General features: G+C 51.3%; 30 protein-coding genes. 16 read left to right on the top strand and 14 right to left on the bottom strand.

Translation table 11 applies throughout. The annotated features are described in order from the left end of the window. Window positions 1-82: 82 nt before the first annotated feature. Together mdtG and lpxL are read right to left on the bottom strand one after the other, a co-directional pair. A complete protein-coding gene (gene mdtG, locus A7589_RS08960; RefSeq protein ID WP_000050575.1) occupies window positions 83-1,309 on the bottom strand; it encodes a multidrug efflux MFS transporter MdtG in 1,227 nt (408 codons plus the stop codon). Between the two features lie 172 nt (window positions 1,310-1,481). Continuing rightward, window positions 1,482-2,402, bottom strand: coding sequence for a kdo(2)-lipid IV(A) lauroyltransferase (gene lpxL / locus A7589_RS08955; RefSeq protein WP_010351771.1), 921 nt, complete (start codon window positions 2,400-2,402; stop codon window positions 1,482-1,484). A gap of 224 nt (window positions 2,403-2,626) precedes the next feature. On the opposite strand from lpxL, the gene trhO reads away from it, so the two are divergent. Continuing rightward, complete coding sequence (trhO, locus tag A7589_RS08950) at window positions 2,627-3,679, top strand: oxygen-dependent tRNA uridine(34) hydroxylase TrhO (protein WP_010357667.1); 1,053 nt, start codon at window positions 2,627-2,629, stop codon at window positions 3,677-3,679. Window positions 3,680-3,720: 41 nt separating this feature from the next. On the opposite strand, the gene A7589_RS08945 is transcribed toward trhO, so the two are convergent. The 9 genes from A7589_RS08945 to mdtH all read right to left on the bottom strand — a co-directional run bounded on the left by A7589_RS08945 (window position 3,721) and on the right by mdtH (window position 10,462). Beyond that, on the bottom strand, window positions 3,721-4,296 hold the full coding sequence (locus A7589_RS08945) for a YceI family protein (protein ID WP_000749186.1): 576 nt from the start codon (window positions 4,294-4,296) through the stop codon (window positions 3,721-3,723). 1 nt (window position 4,297) lies between these two features. Further along, window positions 4,298-4,864 carry a cytochrome b gene (locus A7589_RS08940; RefSeq protein ID WP_001131605.1) on the bottom strand — a complete coding sequence of 189 codons (567 nt, stop codon included), beginning with the start codon at window positions 4,862-4,864 and terminating at the stop codon, window positions 4,298-4,300. Between the two features lie 261 nt (window positions 4,865-5,125). After that, complete coding sequence (locus tag A7589_RS08935) at window positions 5,126-5,239, bottom strand: YceO family protein (RefSeq protein WP_001253739.1); 114 nt, start codon at window positions 5,237-5,239, stop codon at window positions 5,126-5,128. Window positions 5,240-5,286: 47 nt separating this feature from the next. Continuing rightward, complete coding sequence (gene solA / locus A7589_RS08930) at window positions 5,287-6,405, bottom strand: N-methyl-L-tryptophan oxidase (protein WP_000872757.1); 1,119 nt, start codon at window positions 6,403-6,405, stop codon at window positions 5,287-5,289. A 114-nt stretch (window positions 6,406-6,519) separates the two neighbouring features. Beyond that, a complete protein-coding gene (gene bssS, locus A7589_RS08925; protein WP_000414435.1) occupies window positions 6,520-6,774 on the bottom strand; it encodes a biofilm formation regulator BssS in 255 nt (84 codons plus the stop codon). 276 nt (window positions 6,775-7,050) lie between these two features. Beyond that, window positions 7,051-7,296: a DNA damage-inducible protein I gene (gene dinI, locus A7589_RS08920; RefSeq protein ID WP_001217754.1), complete on the bottom strand. Its 246-nt coding sequence runs from the start codon at window positions 7,294-7,296 to the stop codon at window positions 7,051-7,053. A gap of 73 nt (window positions 7,297-7,369) precedes the next feature. Continuing rightward, window positions 7,370-8,416 (bottom strand): dihydroorotase, encoded by a 1,047-nt coding sequence (pyrC, locus tag A7589_RS08915; RefSeq protein ID WP_000126575.1) that lies wholly within the window; start codon window positions 8,414-8,416, stop codon window positions 7,370-7,372. 105 nt (window positions 8,417-8,521) lie between these two features. Next, window positions 8,522-9,082, bottom strand: a complete 561-nt coding sequence (locus tag A7589_RS08910; RefSeq protein ID WP_010351783.1) for a lipoprotein — start codon at window positions 9,080-9,082, stop codon at window positions 8,522-8,524. Between the two features lie 171 nt (window positions 9,083-9,253). After that, on the bottom strand, window positions 9,254-10,462 hold the full coding sequence (gene mdtH / locus A7589_RS08905; protein ID WP_000092223.1) for a multidrug efflux MFS transporter MdtH: 1,209 nt from the start codon (window positions 10,460-10,462) through the stop codon (window positions 9,254-9,256). Window positions 10,463-10,697: 235 nt separating this feature from the next. Here mdtH and rimJ point away from each other — a divergent pair, with 235 nt between their 5' ends. The 4 genes from rimJ to murJ all read left to right on the top strand — a co-directional run bounded on the left by rimJ (window position 10,698) and on the right by murJ (window position 14,510). After that, complete coding sequence (gene rimJ / locus A7589_RS08900; protein WP_000468197.1) at window positions 10,698-11,282, top strand: ribosomal protein S5-alanine N-acetyltransferase; 585 nt, start codon at window positions 10,698-10,700, stop codon at window positions 11,280-11,282. A gap of 10 nt (window positions 11,283-11,292) precedes the next feature. Then, entirely contained in the window at window positions 11,293-11,940 is a 648-nt protein-coding gene (locus A7589_RS08895) for a YceH family protein (RefSeq protein ID WP_000877127.1), read from the top strand. A gap of 1 nt (window position 11,941) precedes the next feature. Next, on the top strand, window positions 11,942-12,865 hold the full coding sequence (locus A7589_RS08890) for a Gfo/Idh/MocA family protein (RefSeq protein ID WP_000736173.1): 924 nt from the start codon (window positions 11,942-11,944) through the stop codon (window positions 12,863-12,865). A 109-nt stretch (window positions 12,866-12,974) separates the two neighbouring features. Next, the gene (gene murJ / locus A7589_RS08885) at window positions 12,975-14,510 is read left to right on the top strand and encodes a murein biosynthesis integral membrane protein MurJ (RefSeq protein WP_001050689.1); all 1,536 of its coding nucleotides are present in this window, start codon (window positions 12,975-12,977) and stop codon (window positions 14,508-14,510) included. Between the two features lie 39 nt (window positions 14,511-14,549). Here the strand turns inward: murJ and flgN are convergent, their stop codons facing one another. The 3 genes from flgN to flgA form a co-directional block, all read right to left on the bottom strand. Continuing rightward, the gene (gene flgN / locus A7589_RS08880; RefSeq protein WP_000197370.1) at window positions 14,550-14,966 is read right to left on the bottom strand and encodes a flagella biosynthesis chaperone FlgN; all 417 of its coding nucleotides are present in this window, start codon (window positions 14,964-14,966) and stop codon (window positions 14,550-14,552) included. A gap of 4 nt (window positions 14,967-14,970) precedes the next feature. Then, the gene (flgM, locus tag A7589_RS08875; RefSeq protein ID WP_000020871.1) at window positions 14,971-15,264 is read right to left on the bottom strand and encodes a flagellar biosynthesis anti-sigma factor FlgM; all 294 of its coding nucleotides are present in this window, start codon (window positions 15,262-15,264) and stop codon (window positions 14,971-14,973) included. Window positions 15,265-15,339: 75 nt separating this feature from the next. Further along, window positions 15,340-15,999, bottom strand: coding sequence for a flagellar basal body P-ring formation chaperone FlgA (flgA, locus tag A7589_RS08870; protein WP_000880636.1), 660 nt, complete (start codon window positions 15,997-15,999; stop codon window positions 15,340-15,342). 153 nt (window positions 16,000-16,152) lie between these two features. On the opposite strand from flgA, the gene flgB reads away from it, so the two are divergent. The 11 genes from flgB to flgL all read left to right on the top strand — a co-directional run bounded on the left by flgB (window position 16,153) and on the right by flgL (window position 26,073). Next, entirely contained in the window at window positions 16,153-16,569 is a 417-nt protein-coding gene (gene flgB / locus A7589_RS08865; protein ID WP_000884707.1) for a flagellar basal body rod protein FlgB, read from the top strand. 3 nt (window positions 16,570-16,572) lie between these two features. After that, window positions 16,573-16,977, top strand: a complete 405-nt coding sequence (flgC, locus tag A7589_RS08860; protein ID WP_001196460.1) for a flagellar basal body rod protein FlgC — start codon at window positions 16,573-16,575, stop codon at window positions 16,975-16,977. A gap of 11 nt (window positions 16,978-16,988) precedes the next feature. Further along, window positions 16,989-17,684, top strand: coding sequence for a flagellar hook assembly protein FlgD (gene flgD, locus A7589_RS23070; RefSeq protein WP_000020458.1), 696 nt, complete (start codon window positions 16,989-16,991; stop codon window positions 17,682-17,684). 24 nt (window positions 17,685-17,708) lie between these two features. Continuing rightward, window positions 17,709-18,914, top strand: coding sequence for a flagellar hook protein FlgE (gene flgE / locus A7589_RS23065; RefSeq protein WP_000885863.1), 1,206 nt, complete (start codon window positions 17,709-17,711; stop codon window positions 18,912-18,914). 19 nt (window positions 18,915-18,933) lie between these two features. Next, window positions 18,934-19,689, top strand: coding sequence for a flagellar basal-body rod protein FlgF (gene flgF, locus A7589_RS08845; protein ID WP_000349337.1), 756 nt, complete (start codon window positions 18,934-18,936; stop codon window positions 19,687-19,689). Window positions 19,690-19,814: 125 nt separating this feature from the next. Continuing rightward, window positions 19,815-20,597, top strand: coding sequence for a flagellar basal-body rod protein FlgG (gene flgG, locus A7589_RS08840; protein ID WP_000625837.1), 783 nt, complete (start codon window positions 19,815-19,817; stop codon window positions 20,595-20,597). Window positions 20,598-20,649: 52 nt separating this feature from the next. Beyond that, entirely contained in the window at window positions 20,650-21,348 is a 699-nt protein-coding gene (locus A7589_RS08835) for a flagellar basal body L-ring protein FlgH (protein ID WP_108188807.1), read from the top strand. Between the two features lie 11 nt (window positions 21,349-21,359). Continuing rightward, entirely contained in the window at window positions 21,360-22,457 is a 1,098-nt protein-coding gene (flgI, locus tag A7589_RS08830) for a flagellar basal body P-ring protein FlgI (RefSeq protein WP_000589336.1), read from the top strand. Then, window positions 22,457-23,398, top strand: coding sequence for a flagellar assembly peptidoglycan hydrolase FlgJ (gene flgJ, locus A7589_RS08825; RefSeq protein ID WP_010354265.1), 942 nt, complete (start codon window positions 22,457-22,459; stop codon window positions 23,396-23,398). Before flgI ends, flgJ begins: the two co-directional genes overlap by 1 nt. 65 nt (window positions 23,399-23,463) lie before the next feature. Beyond that, window positions 23,464-25,107, top strand: a complete 1,644-nt coding sequence (flgK, locus tag A7589_RS08820; RefSeq protein ID WP_016158061.1) for a flagellar hook-associated protein FlgK — start codon at window positions 23,464-23,466, stop codon at window positions 25,105-25,107. A gap of 12 nt (window positions 25,108-25,119) precedes the next feature. After that, the gene (flgL, locus tag A7589_RS08815) at window positions 25,120-26,073 is read left to right on the top strand and encodes a flagellar hook-associated protein FlgL (RefSeq protein ID WP_001212794.1); all 954 of its coding nucleotides are present in this window, start codon (window positions 25,120-25,122) and stop codon (window positions 26,071-26,073) included. Window positions 26,074-26,204: the final 131 nt, after the last annotated feature.

Below are 26,204 nucleotides of genomic sequence, written 5' to 3'. Positions count from 1 at the left end.
CACGACTCTCCCTTTGATTTGCTGAGGTGTTCAGGGAAAGAATAGCTGATTCTCCGCTTTTGCAAGTATGAAAGGCGAAAAATCAGTTCGATACCTGGGGGAGTCGGCGACGGCGCAGGCTGTTCCACGAATAGACCGCGTTAAACAAAACGACTCCGGCGGTAACCAGAAATACAGCACGAAAGCCGTAGTGTGCTGAAATAGCTGCGCCCATCAACGGCCCCGTAACGTTGCCAATATCGCGAAACGACTGGTTGTAGCTGAAAATGCGTCCGGCGATTTGGTTGGTCGAATTATAAACCAGCAACGTTTGTACGGCGGGGAGCAGAGCGCCGTCTGCGGCGCCGAGCAAAAAGCGTAAAATCCCCAGTTGCAGTGGTGTCTGGACATAAGACATTGGGATCAACAGCAGCACAGAAAAGATCAGCGCAGTTATCAGGATCTTTTCTGGCCCGATACGATCGCCAAGTTTACCGAGTCGTGGAGCACTTAGCAGTGCAGCCACGCCGGGCACGGAGGCGATCATACCGCTAATAAAGGCGATGTTACTGACGTTTCCTGCCAGTTCGCGGACATACAGCGTCAGGATTGGCGCGATAGATCCAGTAGCAATCTGGATAATCAATGTTGTGACAAACAGGCTAAGTACCAGTTTCGGGTTTTTAAGCGATGTCACGACTTCCCGCATGTGTAGCATCTCTTTTTTGCTGACTGGCTGGAATTTTTCTCTGATACAAAACAGGGTGACGAAAAAGCAGAGCATGAGCACACTGGCGGTAATAAAGAATACCGGACGTAAGCCGTAGTTATCAGCGAGTAAGCCGCCAGCCATCGGGCCGAGCAACGCGCCACTAACGCCGCCGGTGGAGAGCGTACCCAGCGCCCAGCCGCTTTTATTACGCGGTACTTGTGTGGCGATAAGAGCATTGGCGTTGGGGACAAATCCGCCAAGCAAACCAAGCAGCGCCCGCAGGATCAAAAACTGCCAGATATTTTGCGCCAGCCCCATCAGCACCATCACGATGCCCATGCCGAGAGCAGAGCGCAATAGCATGATTTTTCGGCCTTTGCGGTCGGCAAGCCCACCCCAGAAAGGGGAGGCGATAGCGGAAAATAAAAAGGTAATACTGAAGACAATTCCCGACCACATATTCAGCGCACTGTGGCCAGTGACGCCAAGTTGCTCAACGTAGAGGGGTAAGAATGGCATCACCAGACTGAAGGCGGCACCGGTAAGAAAACAACCTAGCCAGGCAACGATCAGGTTTCGTTTCCAGTTTATGGGGGTGTCATTTTCACAGAGTGACATAGCAATCCGCTGTTGGTGCGCCAGGCGCGGTGAATAAAAGGAGAAAAAGTAAGCACACTAATTATGCGCCTGACTTATAGGTGACGCAATGTACAGAGCTTTTATCGCTAAATCAGGGGGGGGGGGGCAGCGGTAATGCCGGATGCAGTTCGAAACATCCGGCAAGGGAGATTTAATAGCGTGAAGGTACGCCTTCCGGGCGCGTTTTAAAGCGACGATGCAGCCACATGTACTGTTCCGGTGCCATCATGATGCATTTCTCGACCACTTTATTCATCCACGCTGCGGTGACTTCGGCGTTATCCAGAGGCGGTGAACACTCTGGCGGCAGCATGATCAACTGATAGCCTTTGCCGTCTGGCTTACGACGCGGAACAAACGGCACCAGGCACGCACCAGACATTCTCGCCAGCATCCAGGTGCCACTGGTGGTCGCCGCCTGCTCAACAGCAAACAGCGGCACGAAAACGCTCGAGCGCGGACCGTAATCGTGATCCGGCGCATACCAGACCACTTCGCCTTTCTTTAGTGCCCGGATCATGCCTTTTAAATCTTTGCGATCAAGCATCGATTTATTCGAACGCAGGCGCCCCCAGGTTTGCAGCCAGTCGAGCAACGGATTATCGTTTGGGCGATAGACGCCGATACCCGGTTCCTGCATACCAAATTGCCTTGCGCCCAGCTCCAGCGTCAGAAAATGGATGCCGACCAACAGAATGCCGCGCTTTTGCGCCTGCACGTCACGGATATGTTCCATGCCAATCACTTCCGTCCAGCGGGCAATTCGACGATCCGACCAGAACCACGCCATGCCGGTTTCCATCAACCCCATACCAACGGATTCGAAATTCTTCACCATCATTTCATGGCGTTCTTGTTCGCTCATCTCCGGGAAGCACAGTTCCAGGTTGCGATATACAATTTTGGCGCGACGTTTCATAACATGTAACGCCAGTCGTCCTGCCGCAATGCCAAGGCGGTAGATAATCGGGTAGGGTAACTGAACGACTAACCAAAGTACGCCAATACCCAACCAGGTTAACCAATAACGCGGATGAAGCAGTGCGGTGGAGAACTTGGGTAGATTCGTCATATCAATCCTGTCTTTCAACCTATACGGGCAATTGTATGTATTGTCGCATTTTTTCGTCCGCAACCAAAATTTGTGACCGAAGACTGGGCGAAATTACCGCGTATGTAAATCATTAATAATTTTTAATGCGCAAATGTAGCGTAAAATGTATGGATGTTAATTGTCGATAATTGCTATATCATGCTGCGGATTTTTACTTTCCCACCCCGCAGGAACCGTACACCATGCCAGTGTTACACAACCGCATTTCTAATGACGCGCTGAAAGCCAAAATGCTGGCCGAGAGCGAACCACGCACCACCATTTCGTTCTATAAATATTTCCACATTACCGATCCCAAAACGACCCGCGATGCTTTATATCAGCTATTTACCGCGTTGAATGTCTTTGGACGGGTCTATCTGGCGCATGAAGGGATCAACGCACAAATCAGCGTACCGGCTAGCAACGTAGAGACATTTCGCGCACAGCTTTATGCTTTTGATCCTGCTTTAAACGGTTTACGTCTGAATATTGCGCTGGATGATGACGGGAAATCCTTCTGGGTGCTGCGCATGAAGGTTCGCGACCGAATTGTTGCCGATGGTATTGACGATCCTCAATTTGATGCCAGTAACGTGGGGGAATACCTGCAAGCAGCGGAAGTGAACGCCATGCTTGATGATCCCGATGCGCTGTTTATCGACATGCGCAACCACTATGAATATGAAGTGGGGCATTTTGAAAACGCGCTGGAAATTCCGGCAGATACCTTTCGCGAACAACTGCCAAAAGCGGTTGAGATGATGCAGGCGCATAAAGATAAAAAGATCGTGATGTACTGCACCGGTGGTATTCGTTGCGAAAAGGCCAGTGCCTGGATGAAACATAACGGATTCAATAAAGTCTGGCATATTGAAGGCGGGATTATTGAATACGCTCGTAAGGCGCGTGAACAAGGTTTGCCTGTCCGCTTTATTGGTAAAAATTTTGTTTTTGACGAGCGGATGGGCGAGCGGATCTCTGACGAAATTATTGCGCATTGTCATCAGTGCGGCACATCTTGTGACAGCCATACCAATTGTAGAAATGATGGCTGTCATCTGTTGTTTATCCAGTGTCCTGCGTGTGCCGAGAAATTCAAGGGCTGTTGTAGTGAGATTTGCTGTGAAGAAAGTGCATTACCGCCAGAAGAACAGCGCCGCCGTCGTGCCGGGCGAGAAAATGGCAATAAGATCTTTAATAAATCGCGTGGACGCCTGAACACGACGCTGATCATTCCTGATCCAACAGAATAAACATTCGTGCCGGATGTGCGTCATCCGGCAACATCTATGCATTACTTCTGCTGTACACCTTCCACCGAAATAATCAGATCAACCTCCTGCGAAGCTGGACCTAAATCAGTCTTAATGTTGAAGTCTTTCAGTTTAATTTTGCCTTCTGCCTCGAAGCCCGCACGTTTACCGCCCCACGGATCGTCACCCTGACCAATCAATTTTGCTTCCAGCGTTACTGGTTTGGTTACGCCATTTAGTGTCAGATCACCCGTAATATCCAGTTCATCACCGTCTTTCTTCACGCTGGTAGAAGTGAACGTCGCCTGCGGATATTTTGCGGTATTGAGGAAATCTGCGCTGCGAAGATGCTTATCGCGCTCGGCGTGATTGGTATCGACGCTGGTGGTGTTAATTGTCACATTCACTTTATCAGCAGCTGGGTTCTTTTCATCAAAGGTAAAAGTACCGTCGAAATCTTTAAAGGTGCCATATAACCAGCTATAGCCAAGGTGCTGGATGCGGAAATTGACAAAGGCGTGCTGACCTTCTTTGTCAATTTTGTAATCGGCGGCGACAGCTGAACCGGCAGAGAACATCAGGGAAGCAAAGGTTAAAGCAAGCAGGCTTTTTTTCATTTTATACTCCATAGTCAGATGACGATTTTCCCAGCATACGCTTCAGGGTGTCGTCTTTATCGATGAAATGATGCTTCAGGGCCATAAATCCGTGCATAACGGACAGTACGACGACGCTCCACGCGAGCCAAAAATGCAGGGCACCGGCAAGGTCAGCCTGTGCGCCAGCATCGGCAAGGGTCGCGGGGATGTCAAACCAGCCAAAAACGCTGATCGGTTTGCCATCGGCGGTCGAGATGAGATAGCCGCTGATGCCAATGGCGAAGAGCAAAAAGTACAGCGTGAGATGTCCAATTTGTGCGCCGAGACGCGTCATGGGCGAATAACTTTGCAATGGACCAGGCGGTGGGGATATAACGCGCCACAGAATGCGTATAACCAGCCCCATCATTAACAGAATACCGACGCTTTTATGCAGCTCTGGTGCTTTGTGATACCAGCCATCGTAATAACTGAGCGTTACCATCCATAGTCCTAAAGCAAACATGCCGTAGATAATGATTGCACTCAGCCAATGAAAGGCCATCGATATAACACCATAGCGTTTGGGGGTATTTGTAAGGGGCATAAATGCATCCGAAACTTATTTGCGAAAGAATGAAAATGGCGCGTTGGAGAATGAATTGCAACTGAAAAATAACAATTCGAATGATATTTATTTTTATTTCAATAATTTTGATTTAATAATGAAAGAATCTTCATAAGTTTAGTGGTTTCAGGATGAGGTATGTCAGGGGAATGCTACCAGGACAGAAATAAAGTTATTCAATTTTTCACGCCAAATGAAAGAGAGATTAAGGTTTTGTCAATTTATGTCAGTGGGGTGCGGTTAAAAATAAAACACGTAGATCAGATCCATAATTGCCAATAATCCCCAGAGAAAAAGATATAGCATGAGATGCTCGCGGATATTATTAATGAGATAGTTCACCAGCCGACGCATTAAAAACTCCTGTAAAAACGGCCTCATTTTTGAGGCCGTGATGATGATTATTTGAAGCGGGCAAGTCTGAATGGCGTCAAATCAAAATCGCTATTTATGCCTTGCGCAAAATCGGCGGCTATTTCCCCTAATACCGATGCAAATTTAAATCCGTGTCCACTCAGACCGGTAATCAGCAGCGTATTATCGTGACCGGGCAGGGTGTCGATAATAAAATCTTCATCAGGTGAATTATCGTAGGTGCAGGAAGCGCCGTACAGGCAGCAACCAATGCCCGGCAGTATGCTACGTAAGAAGGGAAAGGCTTCAGAACCGTCACTGGCGATTTCAGCAAACGGAACGCGTTCATCTGCTGAATGAATCACCTGTCCACCATTGTGTTTGCCAATTTTCAGGGCGTCATTTTCGGCGGGAAAGCCGTAATATTGATCGCCATTGGGCAGTTCTCCGGTAAAGGCCGGAAATTTATTTTTCATACTATAACGACCATCGGCCTGATACCAGGCGAACACTTTGCGTACTGGCTGGACAGGGAGTTCTGGCAGCAGGTCTTTTACCCAGGTTCCCGCGCAGACGATCGCTTTTTTCGCCTGATACTCGCCGTCAGCTGTTGTAATGGTTACGCCGTTGTCATCATGGTGAATAGCGGTAACCGGGCAATTAAACAGTTGAGCACAGCCAGCTTCATTCGCCAGTTTGATCCAGGTTTTAATCGCCAGTTCGCTGCGCAGAAAGCCAGAATCAGCCTCAAACAAGCCGATGTAATTGTCAGGAACGCGTATTTCAGGCCAGCGAGCCATAATGGCCTGCGCATCCAGTTTTTCGACGTTGAGTTGCCATTGTTCCGCGCTGTGGGCGACATTGGCGAGGAATTCGGAGTCGGCAGGGCCGAGATTGATGACGCCAGAGCGCACAAAAACGGGGTCTTCTTCGTTGTAACGGGTGAGTTCATCCCACAGGGTTTGCGCGCGAAGCACCAACGGAACATACTTTTCGCCTTCACCATAAGCATGGCGAATTAATCGTGTATCACCGTGGTGGCTGCCGTGTTGGTGCGGCGGCATATGGGCGTCGGTCATCAGCACTTTCAAACCGGCCCGAGTGGCATAATACCCGGCTGCAGCGCCTACGGAACCGCTGCCAATAATGATGAGATCGTATTTCATTTTTTTCTCTCTGCTCTCATGGTTTAAGCAGAGTAATTAAGTGAATGCAGATATACAACCCAGAAATAGTAAAGGCACCAATCTGGTGCCTTTTGGGTGGATGGTCATGTCAAGTTAATGACGACGATACTCATTTACATGGAAATCACCAGATTCAATTTTGGCTATTCCTGCTTCTAATATCGAAATAAATTGTCTGGCAACATCAGTAGTTAACCAGAGTGTCTGACCAACTTCAGTCCCTTCCTGCTCGGACTTATTTGGGGTTTGGTAGTGCAAACGCAACATCAGAGCATCATAGCTATCAACGGTGCTGATGTCCCACCCTACGAGCGGATGAGTCTGAATGACTTCATTGTTTTTTTCCATCATGGCCCCCTAATTCGTGTTACTAGACAACGTTATTCGAGGTTCAATGCATTTTTATCTGAAGCAACTTCAGTATACCAATAAGTAAGGGTATCCACAGAATTTTTAAAGGGGGAAAGAGATATTTTTTTGTTTTTAAGATTTATATGAACAATAAAACAGCATGTCATTCATATTTTTTTAGCATATCGTGCAATTATTTTGAGGAAGTGTAGAAATTTTGTGCTGAAAATAAAAAAGCCGGGGCGACCCGGCAAAAACAAACATTACTGCATATTATTCGCTAACGAACCAGTCATCTGCGCTTTCCCATGTTTCTTGCAGAATTTCGCTAATGCGCTGTTTATCTTCTTTTGTTGCGCCAATAACCGATAAATTATTGGCTGCGGCATAACGAACAGAAACATGACCTTCGTTATCAGGAAACGCATATTGAATACGGCGGGAAAGTTCACCTGCCAGGGCGTCAATGGCTCCGGCAGGTAATGGAGAAGTTTTTGCTATGGTGACTTCAATTCTCATAATAGCCCCCTGTTTTACATACTGGTTATTTATACAGGTAAAATAACCTAATGACAACAGGGAACTACGTTTTTTATTGTTTAACTGTCCAGCGTACCGTTTCTCCGGCCAGGAATGGCACCAACGTGTCGTCAGTCAGAGCGATGCTTTCAGCCACTTTCTGCTCTTCGCGTACCAGTTCAATAAACGATTCGTTGACCGGTAAACCATAGAACTGCGGGCCGTTTAAAGAACAGAACGCTTCAAAGTGCTGTAACGCATTCATTTCTTCAAAGACAGTGGCGTAACTGCCCAGCGCCGTTGGTGCATTAAAACAGCCGGCACAACCGCAACTACTCTCTTTGCGATGACGCGCATGTGGCGCGGAGTCAGTCCCAAGGAAAACGCGACTAAAGCCACTGGCGACCAGTTCACGCAGCGCCTGTTGATGCACATTACGTTTGAGAATGGGCAGGCAGTACAGGTGCGGACGTACACCACCAACCAGCATGTGGTTACGGTTAAACATCAAATGTTGAGGGGTAATGGTAGCAGCCAGTAGTTCATTACCATCACGAACATATTCAGCGGCATCTTTAGTCGTGATGTGCTCAAAAACCACTTTCAGCCCAGCCAGGCGTTGGCGTAGCGGTTCCATAACAGTTTCAATAAAGCGAGCTTCACGGTCAAAAATGTCGATGTCGGCGTGTGTCACTTCTCCGTGTACCAGCAGTGGCATACCCATTTTTTCCATTCGCTCCAGTACGGGCATGATAGCGTCAACCGACGTCACGCCGTGGCTGGAGTTGGTGGTCGCGTTTGCCGGGTAAAGTTTTGCAGCGGTAAACACGCCTTCGTTAAACCCTCGCTCCAGTTCGTCTGCATCCAGTGAATCAGTTAAGTAGCAGGTCATCAGCGGGGTGAAGTCGTGCCCGGCAGGGACGGCGTCAAGAATACGTTGACGATAAGCCACGGCAGCCTCAACGGTCGTCACGGGCGGTGCCAGATTGGGCATAACGATGGCCCGACCATAGGTTTGGCTGGTATACGGCACGACAGTTTTTAACATGTCGCCATCGCGGAGGTGAAGGTGCCAGTCGTCTGGGCGGCGGATCTTTAATACCTGGGATGGTGCAGTCATTAATCTCTATGCTCCGGCTGAAGGGATGTTTTTGCCGGACACAAAGGATAAGCGGAAACGTTTTCCTTTGCACGAAAAATAAAGGGCGCGAATGCGCCCTCGTGTTTAATCAGTAAACGGAATGACAATTTCGCCAGGTTTCACCTCAATACCTTTCGCCAGTTTTTTCGCCATTGCTTCACCTTTGCTGCCATCTTCGCGCAGAATGTAAGCCGGTTGCTGGTTAAAGTAGTTGCGTAATGCCTGATTCAAATAGGGGAGCAACGTTTGCATCACTGTCTGCATTTTTTCCGGTTGTACCGTCGCATCGACCACTTCCATTTCCTTCAGGAAGATAGCGCCTTTTTCTTTATCGAAAACCGGCAGTGCTTTCAGTTTTAGTTTCATGGTCGCTTTCTGGCTGCCGAACAGGGAGTTCATATCCAGATTTGCATCCCCGGTTAAGGTTATCTTATTCGGCTCTTCGCGACCAATTTGGCTGGTCAGGTTTGTCAGAACAATATGGGCGTCAGCTACGCCGGGCAAACCGATATCTTTCGAGAAATTATTATGTTTCTCAAGCGACTGGTTTATTTCTTGTTCGCTAATCGTGTACTGGGTGAGTTGATTACAGCCAACGAGCAGGCCGCTGACGAGCAATGCAGCGGCAAATAAAAACTTGTTCATGGTAGTCCTCGACATGAAATCTGCGTCAATATCCTGACACAACGCAGCATGTGCCACCAGCGTTAAACTCGCCAGCAGAAAAAACTGAATTCTGCGGCGGCAGGTAATAACAAGCTGTTAAGGCGCGTCAGGTTGACAGGGCGAGCAATGGTAACAGAACGCATCGCGTTTTCAGGCATCGCGTTCCAGCAACCGACGCGCAGCGCGCTTCTGGCTAAATTGCCAACCCAGAGCAAGAAAGGTGATTATGCCAATAATGCCCAACATCATCCACGGTAGCTCTGGTTGTTGTGCCGACTTACCCAGATCAAACAGCCAACCGCCGCCGATATAACCGATAGCGCCGCCAATCGCCAGACCCAGACGACTAAACCCCATATAGCTGCCGCGCGCTCGCGCATCCGCCAGCGAGGCGCTTAAGGTTTCACGCGCAGGTTCGGCAATGATCGACCCGATATAAAACAGACAAATCAGGGTGAAGAGTTGTTGCAGACTGCTGACCATTCCAACTGGCATCATGCTTAACGACATGACTAACAGCCCAGCCATCAACCGATGTTCCAGACGAAAACGCTTTTCGCTCCAGCGAGCGATAGGGTAGAGCAAGGTTAAGGAGAGACATGCTTCAATGGCATACATCCATTTAACGGCAGAGGGTGCGCCAGCAACATCGTTGACCATAATCGGCAGCATCAGCATCACCTGAACGGCCAGCATGTAGTAGCCCGCCAGCGTCAGGACGTAAGTGACAAAACGTTTATCACGCATCACGCGAGCCATGCCTTCGCGGACTGGCGTGCGCACGGTAGAGAGTTTCCACGCCGGTAACAACCAGGCATTAAACGCTGCACACAGCACAAACAGAATCGCCCCCGTGGCGCAGACCAGGCGGAAATCATATTGCAATAGCCAGCTCCCCAACAATGCGCCAATGACCGCACCGGCACTGTCCTGCATCATTAACAACGAGAAAAAGCGGCCACGCTGCTGCGGGCGAATCAATTTGACCACCAGCGCCGAACGCGGCGGATCGAAAAGAGTGCCGCCAAGACCTGAGAGAAGGCAGGAAAACCACAGTAGCCAGGGCTCCTGAGCGATGCCCATGGTGGCGAATCCGGCGGCGCGCATCAGCATACCGGTGACAATCATCGGTTTAGCGCCAAAGCGGTCGGCAATTGCGCCGCCAAAAATACCCAACCCCTGCTGAATGAACTGACGCAGACCGAGGGCAATACCGACCATCACGGCGGCCCAGCCCATTTGATCAACGAAGCGGATGGAGATCAGCGGAAAGACAACAAAGAACCCCAGCACGACCAGCATATTATCGATGAGCAGGAAATATTTACCCAGGTTCCTCGCCTGCGACACGCGCGACATTTCCCCTCCCGGGAAATAAAAGATGAGCACTTTCTATTCTGCATGGTCGCTAATACTTTTCCCACAATTCCCGGGACAATATTTTTTTATCGAAAGCCCTCTTTGATAGAGAGTTTTTATCAAATATGTGAATAATGCAGGAAATGGTATTTGGGACTTTTCACAGGCTCTGGTTGCGCAGGTATAGTAATACTTACAGCGTATTAAAGACGTTACGGGAAGGAGTAGGTATAGAATGTTTGGCTATCGCAGTAACGTGCCAAAAGTGCGCTTAACCACGGACCGACTGGTCGTGCGTCTGGTGCATGATCGTGATGCCTGGCGGCTGGCGGACTATTACGCAGAGAATCGCCATTTCCTCAAGCCCTGGGAGCCAGTGCGCGACGAAAGCCACTGTTATCCTTCAGGCTGGCAGGCCAGGTTAAGCATGATTAATGAATTTCATAAACAAGGTTCTGCATTCTATTTTGGGTTGTTCGACCCGGATGAGAAAGAGATTATTGGCGTTGCCAATTTTTCTAATGTGGTGCGAGGATCTTTTCATGCCTGCTATCTCGGTTATTCGATCGGGCAAAAATGGCAGGGCAAAGGGCTAATGTTTGAAGCCCTGACCGCCGCCATTCGTTATATGCAGCGCACCCAACATATTCATCGCATTATGGCCAACTATATGCCGCACAATAAACGCAGCGGTGATTTACTGGCGCGACTGGGTTTTGAAAAAGAAGGCTATGCGAAAGACTATTTGTTGATTGATGGACAATGGCGCGATCACGTACTGACGGCATTAACCACCCCAGACTGGACGCCCGGCCGCTAAGGAGAATCTCATGAAATATCAACTTACTGCACTGGAAGCCCGCGTGATTGGCTGCTTGCTGGAAAAACAGGTGACAACGCCGGAGCAATATCCGCTTTCTGTAAATGGTGTAGTAACGGCCTGTAATCAGAAAACGAACCGTGAACCGGTAATGAATCTGAGTGAGTCCGAGGTGCAGGAGCAGCTGGATAATCTGGTCAAACGTCATTATTTACGCACGGTGAGCGGTTTTGGTAATCGGGTCACCAAATATGAGCAACGCTTTTGTAATTCAGAATTTGGCGATCTGAAACTAAGCGCCGCAGAAGTGGCGTTGATAACCACTTTGTTGTTACGCGGTGCCCAGACGCCAGGCGAATTGCGCAGCCGCGCGGCGCGGATGTATGAATTTAGCGATATGGCGGAAGTGGAGTCCACGCTGGAACAACTGACTAATCGTGAAGACGGTCCTTTTGTGGTTCGCCTGGCTCGCGAACCGGGTAAACGTGAAAGCCGCTATATGCATCTTTTCAGCGGTGAGGTTGAGGATCAGCCGGTGTTAACGGAGCCGTCGAACGCGGTTGACGGCGATTTACAGGCTCGTGTCGAAGCACTGGAAATCGAAGTGTCAGAACTGAAACAGCGTCTTGATTCATTGCTGGCCCATCTGGGAGATTAAAGTGAAAAAATTACGTATCGGCGTAGTGGGATTAGGCGGCATCGCGCAAAAAGCGTGGTTACCGGTGCTGGCGGCAGCATCAGACTGGACGTTACAAGGCGCGTGGTCGCCAACGCGTGAGAAAGCTCTGCCAGTTTGTGAAAGCTGGCGCATTCCCTACGCTGATTCGTTATCCAGCCTCGCCGTCAGTTGCGATGCAGTTTTCGTGCATTCAAGCACTGCCAGCCACTTTGAGGTTGTCAGTGCGCTGTTAAATGCGGGGGTGCATGTTTGTGTCGATAAACCGCTGGCGGAAAATCTGCGTGATGCCGAGCGGCTGGTGGAACTGGCAGCACGGAAAAAACTCACCCTGATGGTCGGTTTTAACCGCCGTTTCGCACCGCTCTACTGTGAGTTAAAAACGCAACTCGCTACGGCGGCCTCGCTAAGAATGGATAAGCATCGTAGCAATAGTGTCGGGCCGCACGATCTTTATTTCACGTTGCTGGATGATTATCTGCATGTGGTGGATACCGCGCTGTGGTTGTCTGGCGGCAAAGCCTCCCTGGATGGCGGCACGTTACTGACTAACGATGCTGGCGAAATGCTGTTTGCCGAGCACCATTTTTCTGCGGGTTCTTTGCAGATTACTACCAGTATGCATCGCCGTGCCGGAAGTCAGCGTGAAGCCGTGCAGGCCGTGACTGACGGTGCGCTCATCGACATTACGGATATGCGTGAATGGCGTGAGGAGCGCGGGCAGGGGGTAGTGCATAAACCGATTCCAGGCTGGCAGAGTACTCTCGAGCAGCGTGGATTTGTTGGTTGCGCACGTCACTTCATTGAATGCGTGCAAAATCAGACAGTTCCGCAAACCGCCGGTGAACAGGCTGTGCTGGCGCAGCGCATTGTTGACAAGATCTGGCGCGACGCGATGAGTGAATAAACCCTGTAACATCTGGCGGTAGCAATTCACCATAATCCAGGTAGACTATTCGCCTCTTTCAGCGCCTGCCTTGCAGGCGTTTTGCCCGTGGGTCTGGATTAGAACACCGATGAATTTATTAAAATCGCTGGCCGCCGTCAGCTCGATGACCATGTTTTCGCGTGTGCTTGGCTTCGCACGTGACGCAATTGTCGCCAGAATCTTTGGTGCAGGGATGGCAACCGACGCCTTTTTTGTCGCTTTTAAACTGCCTAACTTGTTGCGCCGTATCTTTGCCGAAGGGGCATTTTCCCAGGCATTTGTACCAATTCTGGCGGAATATAAAAGCAAGCAGGGTGAAGACGCCACGCGGGTCTTTGTCTCTTATGTTTCTGGTCTGCTGACTCTCGCGCTGGCGGTTGTGACGGTTGCCGGGATGCTCGCCGCGCCGTGGGTAATCATGGTGACCGCGCCGGGCTTTGCTGATACTGCCGACAAATTTGCCCTGACTACCCAGCTATTACAGATTACTTTTCCCTATATTTTGCTGATCTCCCTGGCGTCGCTGGTGGGGGCGATTCTCAATACCTGGAACCGTTTTTCGATTCCGGCATTTGCCCCGACGTTACTTAACATCAGCATGATTGGTTTTGCGCTGTTTGCCGCGCCGTACTTTAATCCGCCGGTGCTGGCGCTGGCGTGGGCTGTAACGGTGGGCGGGATCCTGCAACTGGTTTATCAGCTACCGCACCTCAAGAAGATAGGCATGTTGGTTTTGCCACGCATTAACTTCCACGATGCGGGTGCGATGCGCGTGGTGAAACAGATGGGACCGGCGATTCTTGGCGTCTCTGTCAGTCAGATCTCCTTGATCATCAACACCATTTTTGCTTCGTTTTTGGCATCCGGTTCAGTCTCCTGGATGTATTATGCTGACCGTTTAATGGAGTTTCCGTCTGGCGTACTGGGCGTGGCGCTTGGCACCATTTTGCTACCATCGTTGTCGAAAAGTTTTGCCAGTGGCAATCACGATGAATACAACCGCTTGATGGACTGGGGGCTGCGTCTTTGTTTCTTGCTGGCGCTGCCAAGCGCGGTGGCGCTGGGTATCCTTTCCGGGCCGTTGACCGTTTCACTGTTTCAATACGGTAAATTTACCGCCTTTGATGCGCTGATGACCCAGCGGGCGTTAATTGCTTACTCGGTGGGTTTGATTGGCCTGATTGTGGTGAAAGTGCTGGCTCCGGGCTTTTATTCCCGACAGGACATTAAAACACCGGTAAAAATAGCCATCGTCACGCTGATCCTGACGCAATTGATGAACCTGGCGTTTATCGGCCCGTTGAAACATGCCGGATTGTCGCTTTCCATTGGTCTGGCGGCTTGTCTGAATGCTTCGTTGCTGTACTGGCAGTTGCGTAAGCAGAAAATTTTCACCCCGCAGCCCGGCTGGACTGCGTTTCTGCTGCGTTTGTTGGTAGCCGTATTGGTGATGTCTGGCGTGCTGTTAGGTATGTTACACATCATGCCAGAGTGGTCATTGGGCACTATGCCCTGGCGCTTACTACGCTTGATGGCGGTTGTTGTGGCGGGGATCGCGGCATACTTTGCCGCGCTGGCGGTGCTGGGCTTCAAAGTTAAAGAGTTTGCCCGTCGGACGGTGTAATAATGCGTTCCGGCCTGCATTGCAGGCCGGAGAAAATCTTCAGATAGATATCTTTTTACTGCCGCGATGGGACGTTGAGGTTTGACCGTTAGCCCCGTACAGCGTCGGTTCCTGATGCGGTTTCAGCATCTCCAGCGCCTGTTGATTGCGCTCAATCTGTCCTTCCAGTAACCAGCCGTTATGTTGATTTAACTGGCGCAGTTTCTGCGTTTTCACGGTAATTTCCCGCCAACGCTGCGCGATATCGTCGCTGTTTGCAGTATCCAGTGTTTGCCGACGTAACTGCTCAAGGTAATCCAGCGTTGCCAGCAGTGAGCTTTTTTGTTCTGTAATCCATTGCAACTGGCTGCCGTTGATCTGCCCCATAGAGAGATGTTGCTGCTCTTGATCCATCACCATTTTTAGCTCGTTAAGCACTGCGGACATCTGGTCGAGGATCTCTGCAAGACGCGTCATAAGCCTATTTACTCAGTAAGTCTTGTTGTACTTCGCTGATCAGTGCGTCGGCAATTTTGCCGATATCCATTTTTAGCTCGCCGTTACGAATCGCCTGTCTCAACGCTTCTACGCGTTCAAGATTGATATCACTGCTGCCTGGCTGCATCAATTTTGCCTGCGCATCGCTTAACGTGACGCTGGTGCTGGTGGCTGCGGTCGTTTTAGTCGAGCGGGTATTGGCTACCGGCGCGTCAGTGTTTTCGCGTGGCTGAACGGTGCTTACGGGCTTCAGAGGTGAAGTGCGGTCAATACTCATGGTTTATTCCTCATTGAGGGCGCTTTTATCATTTGTTGCTTATTTATCGGCAATAGTCGGTCAATCTTTAATAGCTTACAGGTTTATAAGAATATTCCCATCAGCATCCACCACGCCACTGACCACCTGACCCGACACCATGCGGACACGAGCATTTTGCGCGACGGCGGCATTGTTCAGTGCCTGACCTTCAGCATTGGCGCTGAATCCCTCGCCGCTGGCAATCACATTGACGCGTTGACCGGCTTTGACTCGCCAGGCCTGGCGCAGCATGGTTAGCTGTACAGGCTGTTCGGGCGCCAGATCGCGCAGGCTGACGGCATCAACAAGTTGATTGACATCCAGCACAGTACGCGGCGGTAAGGTATCCAGCCGTCCGCGCTTTAGTTTGACACTGCCAGATTCCAGCTTTCCTCCCCGCACAACGGGCATCGCAGCAACCACATAATTTCCCGTGGCCTGCACATTAACCTGCAAATATCGTTTGTCGTTGCCGCAGCGCGCCAGCACATTCACATTGCCCCACAGGCGAGAATTGCTGGTCATCGACAGCAACGGCTGTTCACACGGAGGCAGTAAATGGGGCGCAGTACGAATAGAGACCCGGACTTCATCACTCAACCCTGCCAGTTGTGCGGCAAAAAAGGTTTGCAATTGTGATGTGAGATCGCCAGCCGCACTCAGCGGACTGAACAGTATCGCGATGATCGCCATACAACGCTTCATTGCCAGCATTTTCGCCTCCAGCCATTTCTACGGGCCAAATTGTACCCGCGCGCTGTGACCATCAACGGCATAAATAGCGACCCATTTTGCGTTTATTCCGCCGATAACGCGCGCGTAAAGCCTTTAAGCTGACGGCAGAATTTTGATACCTGCGGAGGAGATATGCTCGACAAGCTCGATGCCGCCTTACGTTTTCAACAAGAGGCGCTCAATCTGCGCGCCCAGCGTCAGGAAGTGCTGGCGGCAAACATCGCCAATGCCGATACCCCTGGTTATCAGGCGCGCGATATAGATTTTGCCAGCGAACTTAAAAAAGTGATGCAGCGTGGACGGGATGAAACCAGCGTGGTCGCCCTGACTATGACCTCAACGCAACACATTCCGGCGCAGGCGCTGACGCCTCCTACCGCAGAACTGCAATACCGTATTCCGGACCAGCCTTCGCTGGACGGTAATACCGTCGATATGGATCGCGAACGTACCCAGTTTGCCGATAACAGCCTGCAATACCAGATGAGCCTTAGTGCGTTGAGCGGGCAAATCAAAGGCATGATGAACGTTTTACAGAGCGGAAATTAACGGATGGCACTGCTGAATATTTTTGATATCGCCGGATCGGCGTTAACTGCTCAGTCCCAGCGTCTGAACGTGGCGGCCAGTAATCTGGCGAATGCTGATAGCGTGACCGGTCCCGATGGACAGCCGTATCGGGCAAAACAGGTGGTGTTCCAGGTGAATGCCGCGCCAGGCGCTGCAACGGGCGGCGTAAAGGTTGCCGATGTTATTGAAAGTCAGGCTCCGGACAAACTGGTTTATGAGCCGGGTAATCCTCTGGCGGACGCGAAGGGCTACGTGAAAATGCCAAACGTTGATGTTGTCGGGGAGATGGTTAACACCATGTCGGCGTCGCGCAGCTATCAGGCCAACGTGGAAGTGCTCAACACGGTGAAAAGCATGATGCTGAAAACCCTCACGCTCGGTCAATAAAGGAGAAAGCCATGTCCATTGCGGTAACCACCACCGATCCGACAAATACCGGCGTCAGCACTACCAGCAGTAGTTCGATCACGGGCAGCAACGCCGCAGATTTACAAAGCAGTTTTCTGACTTTGCTGGTGGCACAGCTGAAAAACCAGGACCCGACCAATCCAATGGAAAACAACGAGCTGACGTCGCAACTGGCGCAAATCAGCACGGTCAGCGGGATTGAAAAACTCAATACAACGCTCGGTTCGATTTCCGGGCAGATAGACAACAGTCAGTCGCTACAGGCCAGTAACCTGATTGGTCATGGTGTGATGATCCCCGGCACCACCATTCTTGCCGGAACCGGCAGTGAAGAAGGCGCGGTAACCACGACCACACCGTTCGGTGTTGAACTGCAACAGGCGGCAGATAAAGTCACTGCCACTATCACTGATAAAAACGGCGCGGTTGTGCGCACTATTGATATCGGTGAACTGACCGCCGGCGTCCATAGTTTCACCTGGGACGGTACGTTAACTGACGGTACAACCGCTCCAAATGGTTCTTATAACGTGGCGATTAGCGCCAGTAACGGTGGTACGCAGTTAGTGGCTCAACCGTTGCAGTTTGCTCTGGTTCAGGGCGTGATTCGCGGCAACAACGGGAACACACTGGATCTTGGTACTTACGGCACCACCACGCTCGACGAAGTACGGCAGATAATCTAAGCCTTCACATTTCAGGAGTCAGTCATGGCCTTTTCTCAAGCGGTAAGCGGATTAAACGCTGCCGCCACCAACCTCGATGTCATTGGCAACAATATCGCCAACTCCGCCACCTATGGCTTTAAATCCGGCACGGCTTCATTTGCTGATATGTTCGCGGGTTCTAAAGTGGGACTGGGGGTAAAAGTTGCCGGCATCACCCAGGATTTTACCGATGGCACGACCACCAATACCGGACGTGGTCTTGACGTTGCTATCAGCCAGAACGGTTTTTTTCGCCTGGTAGACAGCAACGGCTCGGTGTTTTACAGCCGTAACGGGCAATTCAAACTCGATGAAAACCGCAACCTGGTGAATATGCAAGGTTTGCAATTGACGGGCTATCCGGCAACCGGCACGCCACCGACCATTCAGCAAGGGGCGAATCCGACCAATATTTCGATTCCAAATACCCTGATGGCGGCAAAAACCACCACCACGGCGTCGATGCAGATCAACCTGAACTCCAGTGATCCGCTTCCGTCTGTGACTACCTTCGATGCCAGTAATGCGGATAGCTATAACAAAAAAGGCTCGGTGACTGTTTTCGATAGTCAGGGCAATGCTCACGACATGAACGTCTTTTTTGTGAAGACCGGGGATAATAACTGGGATGTTTACACCCAGGACAGCAGTGATCCAACAGGCACAGCGAACCACGCAACGACGCTAGCGTTTAATGCCAATGGCATATTGACTTCGGGGGGGACAGCGAACATTACCACTGGCGCAATTAATGGCGCAGATCCTGCCTCATTCTCGTTAAGTTTCCTCAATTCTATGCAGCAAAACACCGGCGCGAACAACATTGTGGCAACCACCCAGGACGGCTACAAACCTGGCGATTTGGTGAGCTATCAAATCAACGATGACGGCACGGTAGTCGGTAACTATTCCAACGAACAAACCCAGTTGCTGGGGCAGATTGTACTGGCGAACTTCGCTAACAACGAAGGACTGGCGTCCGAAGGCGATAACGTCTGGTCTGCGACGCAATCTTCTGGCGTGGCGCTGCTGGGCACTGCCGGAACGGGTAATTTTGGCAGTCTGACCAACGGCGCGCTGGAAGCGTCCAACGTCGATCTCAGCAAAGAACTGGTCAATATGATTGTCGCCCAGCGTAACTATCAGTCTAACGCCCAGACCATCAAAACCCAGGATCAGATCCTTAACACGCTGGTTAACTTACGCTAATCGCTGACGGGATAGCTCAATGGATCACGCAATCTATACCGCAATGGGCGCCGCCAGCCAGACGCTGAATCAACAGGCGGTAACCGCCAGTAATCTGGCCAATGCCTCTACGCCCGGTTTTCGCGCGCAGTTAAACGCCTTGCGCGCAGTGCCGGTGGAAGGGCTTTCTCTGCCCACGCGCACGTTGGTAACGGCGTCAACGCCGGGTGCAGACATGACACCCGGCAAGATGGATTACACCTCGCGCCCGCTGGACGTTGCATTACAGCAGGACGGCTGGCTGGCCGTGCAGACTACTGACGGCAGCGAAGGGTATACGCGTAATGGCAGCATTCAGGTTGATCCCACCGGGCAACTGACGATTCAGGGGCATCCGGTGATTGGCGAAGCGGGGCCAATTGCTGTGCCGGAAGGGGCAGAAATCACTATTGCCGCCGATGGCACTATTTCGGCGCTGAATCCCGGCGATCCGGCAAATACAGTCGCGCCAGTGGGTCGTCTGAAACTGGTGAAAGCCACGGGCAGTGAAGTACTGCGTGGTGATGACGGTATTTTTCGTTTAAGTGCGGAAAGCCAGGCAACGCGTGGCACGGTGCTGCAGACGGACCCGACGTTGCGCGTGATGTCGGGCGTACTGGAAGGCAGTAACGTCAATGCCGTTGCGGCAATGAGCGACATGATTGCCAGTGCGCGGCGTTTTGAAATGCAGATGAAGGTGATCAGCAGCGTCGATGATAACGCAGGCCGTGCCAACCAACTGCTGTCGATGAGTTAATTGAACGATTGATGACATTGCAATAAAAGCGCGCGGACTGTTCCCTCGTCCCTTTGGGGAGAGGGGAAATTCGCACCGCCGCGTGCTTTTGCTCTGCTTGTCAGCAATCCACCACAGGACATTTTATGATCAGTTCATTATGGATCGCTAAAACGGGTCTCGACGCCCAGCAAACCAATATGGACGTTATTGCCAACAACCTGGCAAACGTCAGCACCAACGGTTTTAAGCGCCAGCGGGCGGTGTTTGAAGATCTGCTTTATCAAACTATTCGCCAGCCTGGCGCACAGTCTTCCGAACAAACTACCTTACCATCCGGGTTGCAAATTGGCACTGGTGTGCGTCCGGTCGCCACTGAACGTTTACACAGTCAGGGCAATCTGTCGCAAACCAATAACAGCAAAGATGTTGCCATCAAAGGGCAGGGTTTTTTCCAGGTCATGCTGCCGGATGGTTCATCAGCCTATACCCGTGACGGCTCTTTCCAGGTGGATCAGAACGGGCAACTGGTGACGGCCGGTGGCTTTCAGGTGCAGCCAGCAATCACCATTCCGGCGAATGCGTTAAGTATCACCATTGGTCGTGATGGCGTGGTAAGCGTTACCCAGCAAGGTCAGGCCGCTCCGGTTCAGGTTGGGCAACTCAATCTCACTACCTTTATGAACGACACCGGGCTGGAGAGTATTGGTGAAAACCTCTACACCGAAACGCAATCCTCCGGTGCGCCGAATGAAAGCACGCCAGGCCTGAACGGTGCAGGGCTGTTGTATCAAGGGTATGTTGAAACGTCTAACGTCAACGTGGCGGAAGAACTGGTCAATATGATTCAGGTGCAACGCGCTTACGAAATCAACAGTAAAGCGGTATCCACCACCGATCAGATGCTGCAAAAACTGACGCAACTCTAAGGCATAACCGGTGGCAGGTTCACCGGTTTACTGATTTTTGAAGATGATAGCCATGCAAAAAAATGCTGTGCACACTTACGCCATTTCCAGCTTGTTGGTGCTTTCACTATCCGGCTGTGCCTGGATACCCTCCACGCCGCTGGTGCAGGGGTCGACCAGTGCACAGCCGGTTCCCGGACCGACGCCCGTTGCCAACGGTTCTATTTTTCAGTCTGCCCAGCCGATTAACTATGGCTATCAACCGCTGTTTGAAGATCGCCGGCCGCGCAATATTGGTGACACGCTGACCATTGTGTTGCAGGAGAACGTCAGCGCCAGCAAGAGTTCCTCCGCTAATGCCAGCCGCGATGGCAAAACCAGCTTCGGTTTTGATACCGTGCCACGCTATTTGCAGGGGCTGTTTGGTAACGCCCGCGCCGATGTCGATGCCTCTGGCGGCAATAGTTTCAACGGTAAAGGCGGTGCTAATGCCAGCAATACCTTTAGCGGCACATTAACAGTGACGGTCGATCAGGTGCTGGTCAACGGTAACCTGCATGTAGTGGGCGAAAAACAGATCGCCATTAATCAGGGCACCGAATTTATTTGCTTCTCCGGCGTGGTCAATCCACGCACCATCAGCGGCAGCAATACCGTACCGTCTACTCAGGTGGCGGATGCGCGCATTGAGTACGTGGGTAACGGCTACATTAACGAAGCGCAAAATATGGGCTGGTTACAGCGTTTCTTCCTTAACCTGTCGCCAATGTAAGTGAGGCTGTGGTGATTAAATTTCTCTCTGTGTTCATTCTTCTGCTGGTTGCGACGGTGGCGCAGGCCGACCGTATTCGCGATCTCACCAGCGTTCAGGGCGTACGGCAAAACTCGCTGATCGGTTATGGCCTGGTCGTTGGCCTGGATGGTACGGGCGACCAGACGACCCAGACGCCATTTACCACTCAAACGCTTAATAACATGCTCTCGCAGTTGGGTATTACCGTTCCGACTGGCACTAATATGCAACTCAAAAACGTGGCTGCGGTAATGGTGACGGCGTCGCTTCCACCATTTGGTCGCCAGGGGCAAACCATCGACGTGGTGGTTTCTTCTATGGGGAACGCCAAAAGTTTGCGTGGCGGCACGTTGTTGATGACCCCGCTTAAGGGCGTTGATAGCCAGGTGTATGCGCTGGCGCAGGGCAACATTCTGGTTGGCGGCGCGGGCGCATCGGCGGGAGGCAGCAGTGTCCAGGTTAACCAACTGAACGGCGGACGGATCACTAATGGTGCGATTATTGAGCGCGAATTGCCCAGCCAGTTTGGCGCTGGCAATACCCTCAATTTGCAGCTCAATGAGGAAGATTTCACCATGGCGCAGGAAATTGCCGATACCATCAACCGCACACGTGGATACGGTAACGCTACGGCGTTAGATGCGCGAACCATTCAGGTGCGCGTGCCGAGTGGCAACAGTTCCCAGGTGCGTTTCCTTGCCGATATCCAGAATATGCAGGTTAATGTCATCCCGCAGGACGCCAAAGTGATTATTAACTCGCGTACTGGTTCAGTGGTGATGAACCGTGAAGTGACGCTGGACAGTTGCGCGGTAGCGCAGGGGAATCTCTCGGTTACGGTAAATCGTCAGGCTAATGTCAGTCAGCCTGACACACCGTTTGGTGGCGGGCAGACCGTGGTAACGCCACAAACCCAGATCGACTTACGCCAGAGCGGTGGTTCGCTGCAAAGCGTACGTTCCAGCGCCAGCCTCAATAACGTGGTGCGCGCGCTCAATGCGCTGGGCGCTACGCCGATGGATCTGATGTCCATACTGCAATCAATGCAAAGCGCGGGATGTCTGCGGGCAAAACTGGAAATCATCTGATGATTAGCGACAGCAAACTACTGGCGAGTGCCGCCTGGGATGCGCAATCGCTTAACGATCTGAAAGCGAAAGCGGGCGAAGATCCTGCGGCAAATATTCGCCCGGTTGCCCGCCAGGTGGAAGGGATGTTCGTGCAGATGATGCTGAAAAGTATGCGTGAAGCCCTACCGAAAGAGGGTCTGTTCAGCAGCGAGCACACTCGCCTCTACACCAGTATGTATGACCAACAGATTGCCCAACAGATGACGGCGGGAAAAGGTCTGGGACTGGCGGAGATGATGGTTAAGCAGATGACGCCAGAACAACCACTGCCAGATGAAGCGACGCCAGCGGCACCGATGAAATTCCCGCTCGAAACCGTGATGCGTTATCAAAATCAGACGATTACGCAGCTGGTGCAAAAAGCCGTGTCACGCAACTACGATGATTCACTGCCTGGTGACAGTAAAGCATTCCTCGCCCAACTCTCATTGCCCGCACAACTGGCAAGCCAGCAAAGCGGTGTGCCACATCATCTGATCCTCGCCCAGGCTGCGCTGGAATCAGGCTGGGGTCAACGGCAAATTCGTCGTGAAAATGGTGAACCAAGCTATAACCTGTTTGGCGTCAAAGCATCCGGCAACTGGAAAGGACCGGTGACTGAAATTACCACCACCGAATATGAAAACGGCGAAGCGAAAAAAGTGAAGGCGAAGTTTCGGGTTTACAGCTCTTATCTTGAAGCATTGTCGGATTATGTTGGACTGTTAACGCGTAATCCGCGTTACGCTGCCGTGACGACCGCCGCAAGCGCCGAGCAGGGGGCGCAGGCATTACAGGACGCGGGCTATGCTACCGATCCTCACTATGCCCGCAAACTCACCAATATGATTCAACAGATGAAATCGGTAAGCGACAAGGTGAGTAAAACCTACAACATGAGTATCGATAATCTGTTCTGAACAACTCAAGTCCGGCGGGTGTCTGCCGATAATGCTCTGTAATTGAAAGCTTATAAGGAACCTCCATGTCCAGCTTGATCAATAACGCCATGAGCGGACTTAATGCGGCTCAGGCGGCGTTAAATACGGCGAGTAATAATATTTCCAGCTATAACGTTGCCGGATATACCCGTCAAACGACCATTATGGCGCAGGCCAATAGCACTCTGGGTGCAGGCGGCTGGGTTGGCAATGGCGTCTACGTTTCTGGCGTGCAGCGTGAGTACGACGCCTTTATTACCAACCAGTTACGTGCGGCGCAGACCCAGAGTAGCGGCCTGACTTCCCGCTATGAACAGATGTCGAAAATCGACAATATGCTCTCTGGTAGCACCACGTCGCTGGCAACACAGATGCAGGACTTCTTCACCAGTCTGCAAACGCTGGTCAGCAACGCGGAAGATCCAGCAGCACGTCAGGCGCTGATTGGTAAATCAGAAGGGCTGGTGAATCAGTTTAAAACCACCGATCAGTATCTGCGCGACCAGGACAAACAGGTCAATATCGCGATAGGTGCAAGCGTTGACCAGATCAACAATTACGCTAAACAAATCGCCAGCCTGAACGATCAAATCTCACGCCTGACAGGTGTGGGGGCAGGGGCGTCACCCAACGATCTCCTGGATCAACGCGACCAACTGGTTAGTGAATTAAACCAGATTGTTGGTGTAGAAGTCAGCGTTCAGGATGGCGGCACTTATAACATCACGATGGCCAATGGTTACTCGCTGGTACAAGGTAGCACGGCGCGCCAGCTTGCGGCAGTACCGTCCAGCGCCGATCCTTCTCGTACCACTGTCGCTTATGTTGATGGGACAGCAGGCAATATTGAGATCCCGGAGAAGTTACTGAATACCGGGTCGCTGGGCGGCATTCTGACATTCCGTTCTCAGGATCTTGACCAGACGCGCAATACGCTCGGGCAACTGGCGCTGGCATTTGCCGAGGCTTTCAATACCCAACATAACAAGGGATTTGATGCCAATGGTAAGGAAGGGCAGGATTTCTTTGCCGTCGGGAAGCCAGCTGTACTGGAGAATACTAAAAACCAGGGTAACAGCGCGATTAGCGCCACCGTGACCGATGGCTCCGCCGTGCTGGCGACAGATTACAAAATCTCCTTTAGCAACGATCAGTGGCAGGTCACCCGCCTTGCCAGCAATACCACTTTTACGGTGACGCCTGATGCTGACGGTAAAGTCACGTTTGATGGTCTGGAGTTGACGTTTACTGGCACACCAGACGCTAACGACAGCTTTACGCTGAAACCGGTAAGCGATGCCATCGTCAACATGGATGTTTTAATCACCGATGAAGCAGAAATCGCCATGGCGAGTGATAAAACGGCTGGTGAGAGCGACAACCGCAATGGTCAGGCGCTGCTGGATTTGCAAAGCAACAGTAAAACGGTGGGCGGGGCGAAATCCTTTAACGACGCCTATGCCTCGTTGGTCAGCGACATCGGTAATAAAACCGCTACCTTGAAAACCAGCAGTACTACGCAGGGTAATGTGGTGACGCAGCTTTCTAATCAGCAGCAATCTATTTCCGGCGTCAACCTCGACGAAGAGTACGGCAACCTGCAACGTTTTCAACAGTATTACCTGGCGAATGCGCAGGTTTTGCAGACGGCGAACGCCATTTTTGATGCGCTGATTAACATTCGCTAAGGGAGAGAAAAAATGCGTTTCAGTACTCAAATGATGTACCAGCAGAATATGCGCGGTATCACCAGTTCTCAGGCTGAATGGATGAAGTATGGCGAACAGATGTCGACGGGTAAGCGAGTCGTTAACCCTTCAGATGATCCCATTGCTGCATCACAAGCCGTAGTGCTCTCACAAGCGCAGGCGCAAAACAGCCAGTACACGCTGGCGCGTACTTTTGCCACTCAAAAAGTGTCACTGGAAGAGAGTGTGCTTAGCCAGGTGACCACTGCTATCCAGAATGCTCAGGAGAAAATTGTCTATGCCAGCAACGGCACCTTGAGTGACGATGACCGTGCATCGCTGGCAACGGATATTCAGGGGCTACGTGACCAGTTGTTGAATCTGGCGAATACCACTGACGGTAACGGGCGCTACATTTTTGCGGGTTATAAAACAGAAACCGCGCCGTTTAGCGAAGAGAAAGGTAAATATGTCGGCGGAACAGAAAGTATTAAGCAGCAGGTCGATGCTTCGCGTTCGATGGTGATAGGGCATACCGGCGACAAAATTTTTAATAGCATTACCAGTAATGCAGTAGCGGAACCTGACGGTAGCGATTCTGAAACCAATCTTTTTGCCATGCTGGATAGCGCCATTGCGGCGCTTAAAACACCGATTGCGGATAGTGAAGCGGATAAAGAAACCTCCGCTGCGGCGTTAGATAAAACCAACCGTGGCCTGAAAAACTCGCTGAATAATGTGCTCACCGTACGCGCGGAATTAGGCACACAGCTGAACGAGCTGGAGTCGCTTGATTCTTTAGGCAGCGATCGCGCTTTAGGCCAAACGCAGCAGATGAGTGATTTGGTTGATGTGGACTGGAACGCGACTATTTCATCTTACATCATGCAGCAAACGGCGTTGCAGGCGTCGTACAAAGCGTTTACTGATATGCAGGGGTTATCGCTTTTCCAGCTCAACAAATAAGCACTTTTTCAAACATATCATGAAACTGGGTATGTTTTGTCTGCCTGCTCTGGGATCGCCGGGGCGGGCATTTTTTTGCCTGATTTGAGTAGTTGGCTAGCAAGAATGCCATTTGATGAATTTGAATCTGT

The organism is Escherichia sp. MOD1-EC6475, assembly GCF_003046645.1.
Lineage (GTDB): Bacteria > Pseudomonadota > Gammaproteobacteria > Enterobacterales > Enterobacteriaceae > Escherichia > Escherichia ruysiae.
The sequence above is the reverse complement of the archived record's forward strand: the minus strand, read 5'-3'. Positions and strand labels throughout refer to the sequence as shown.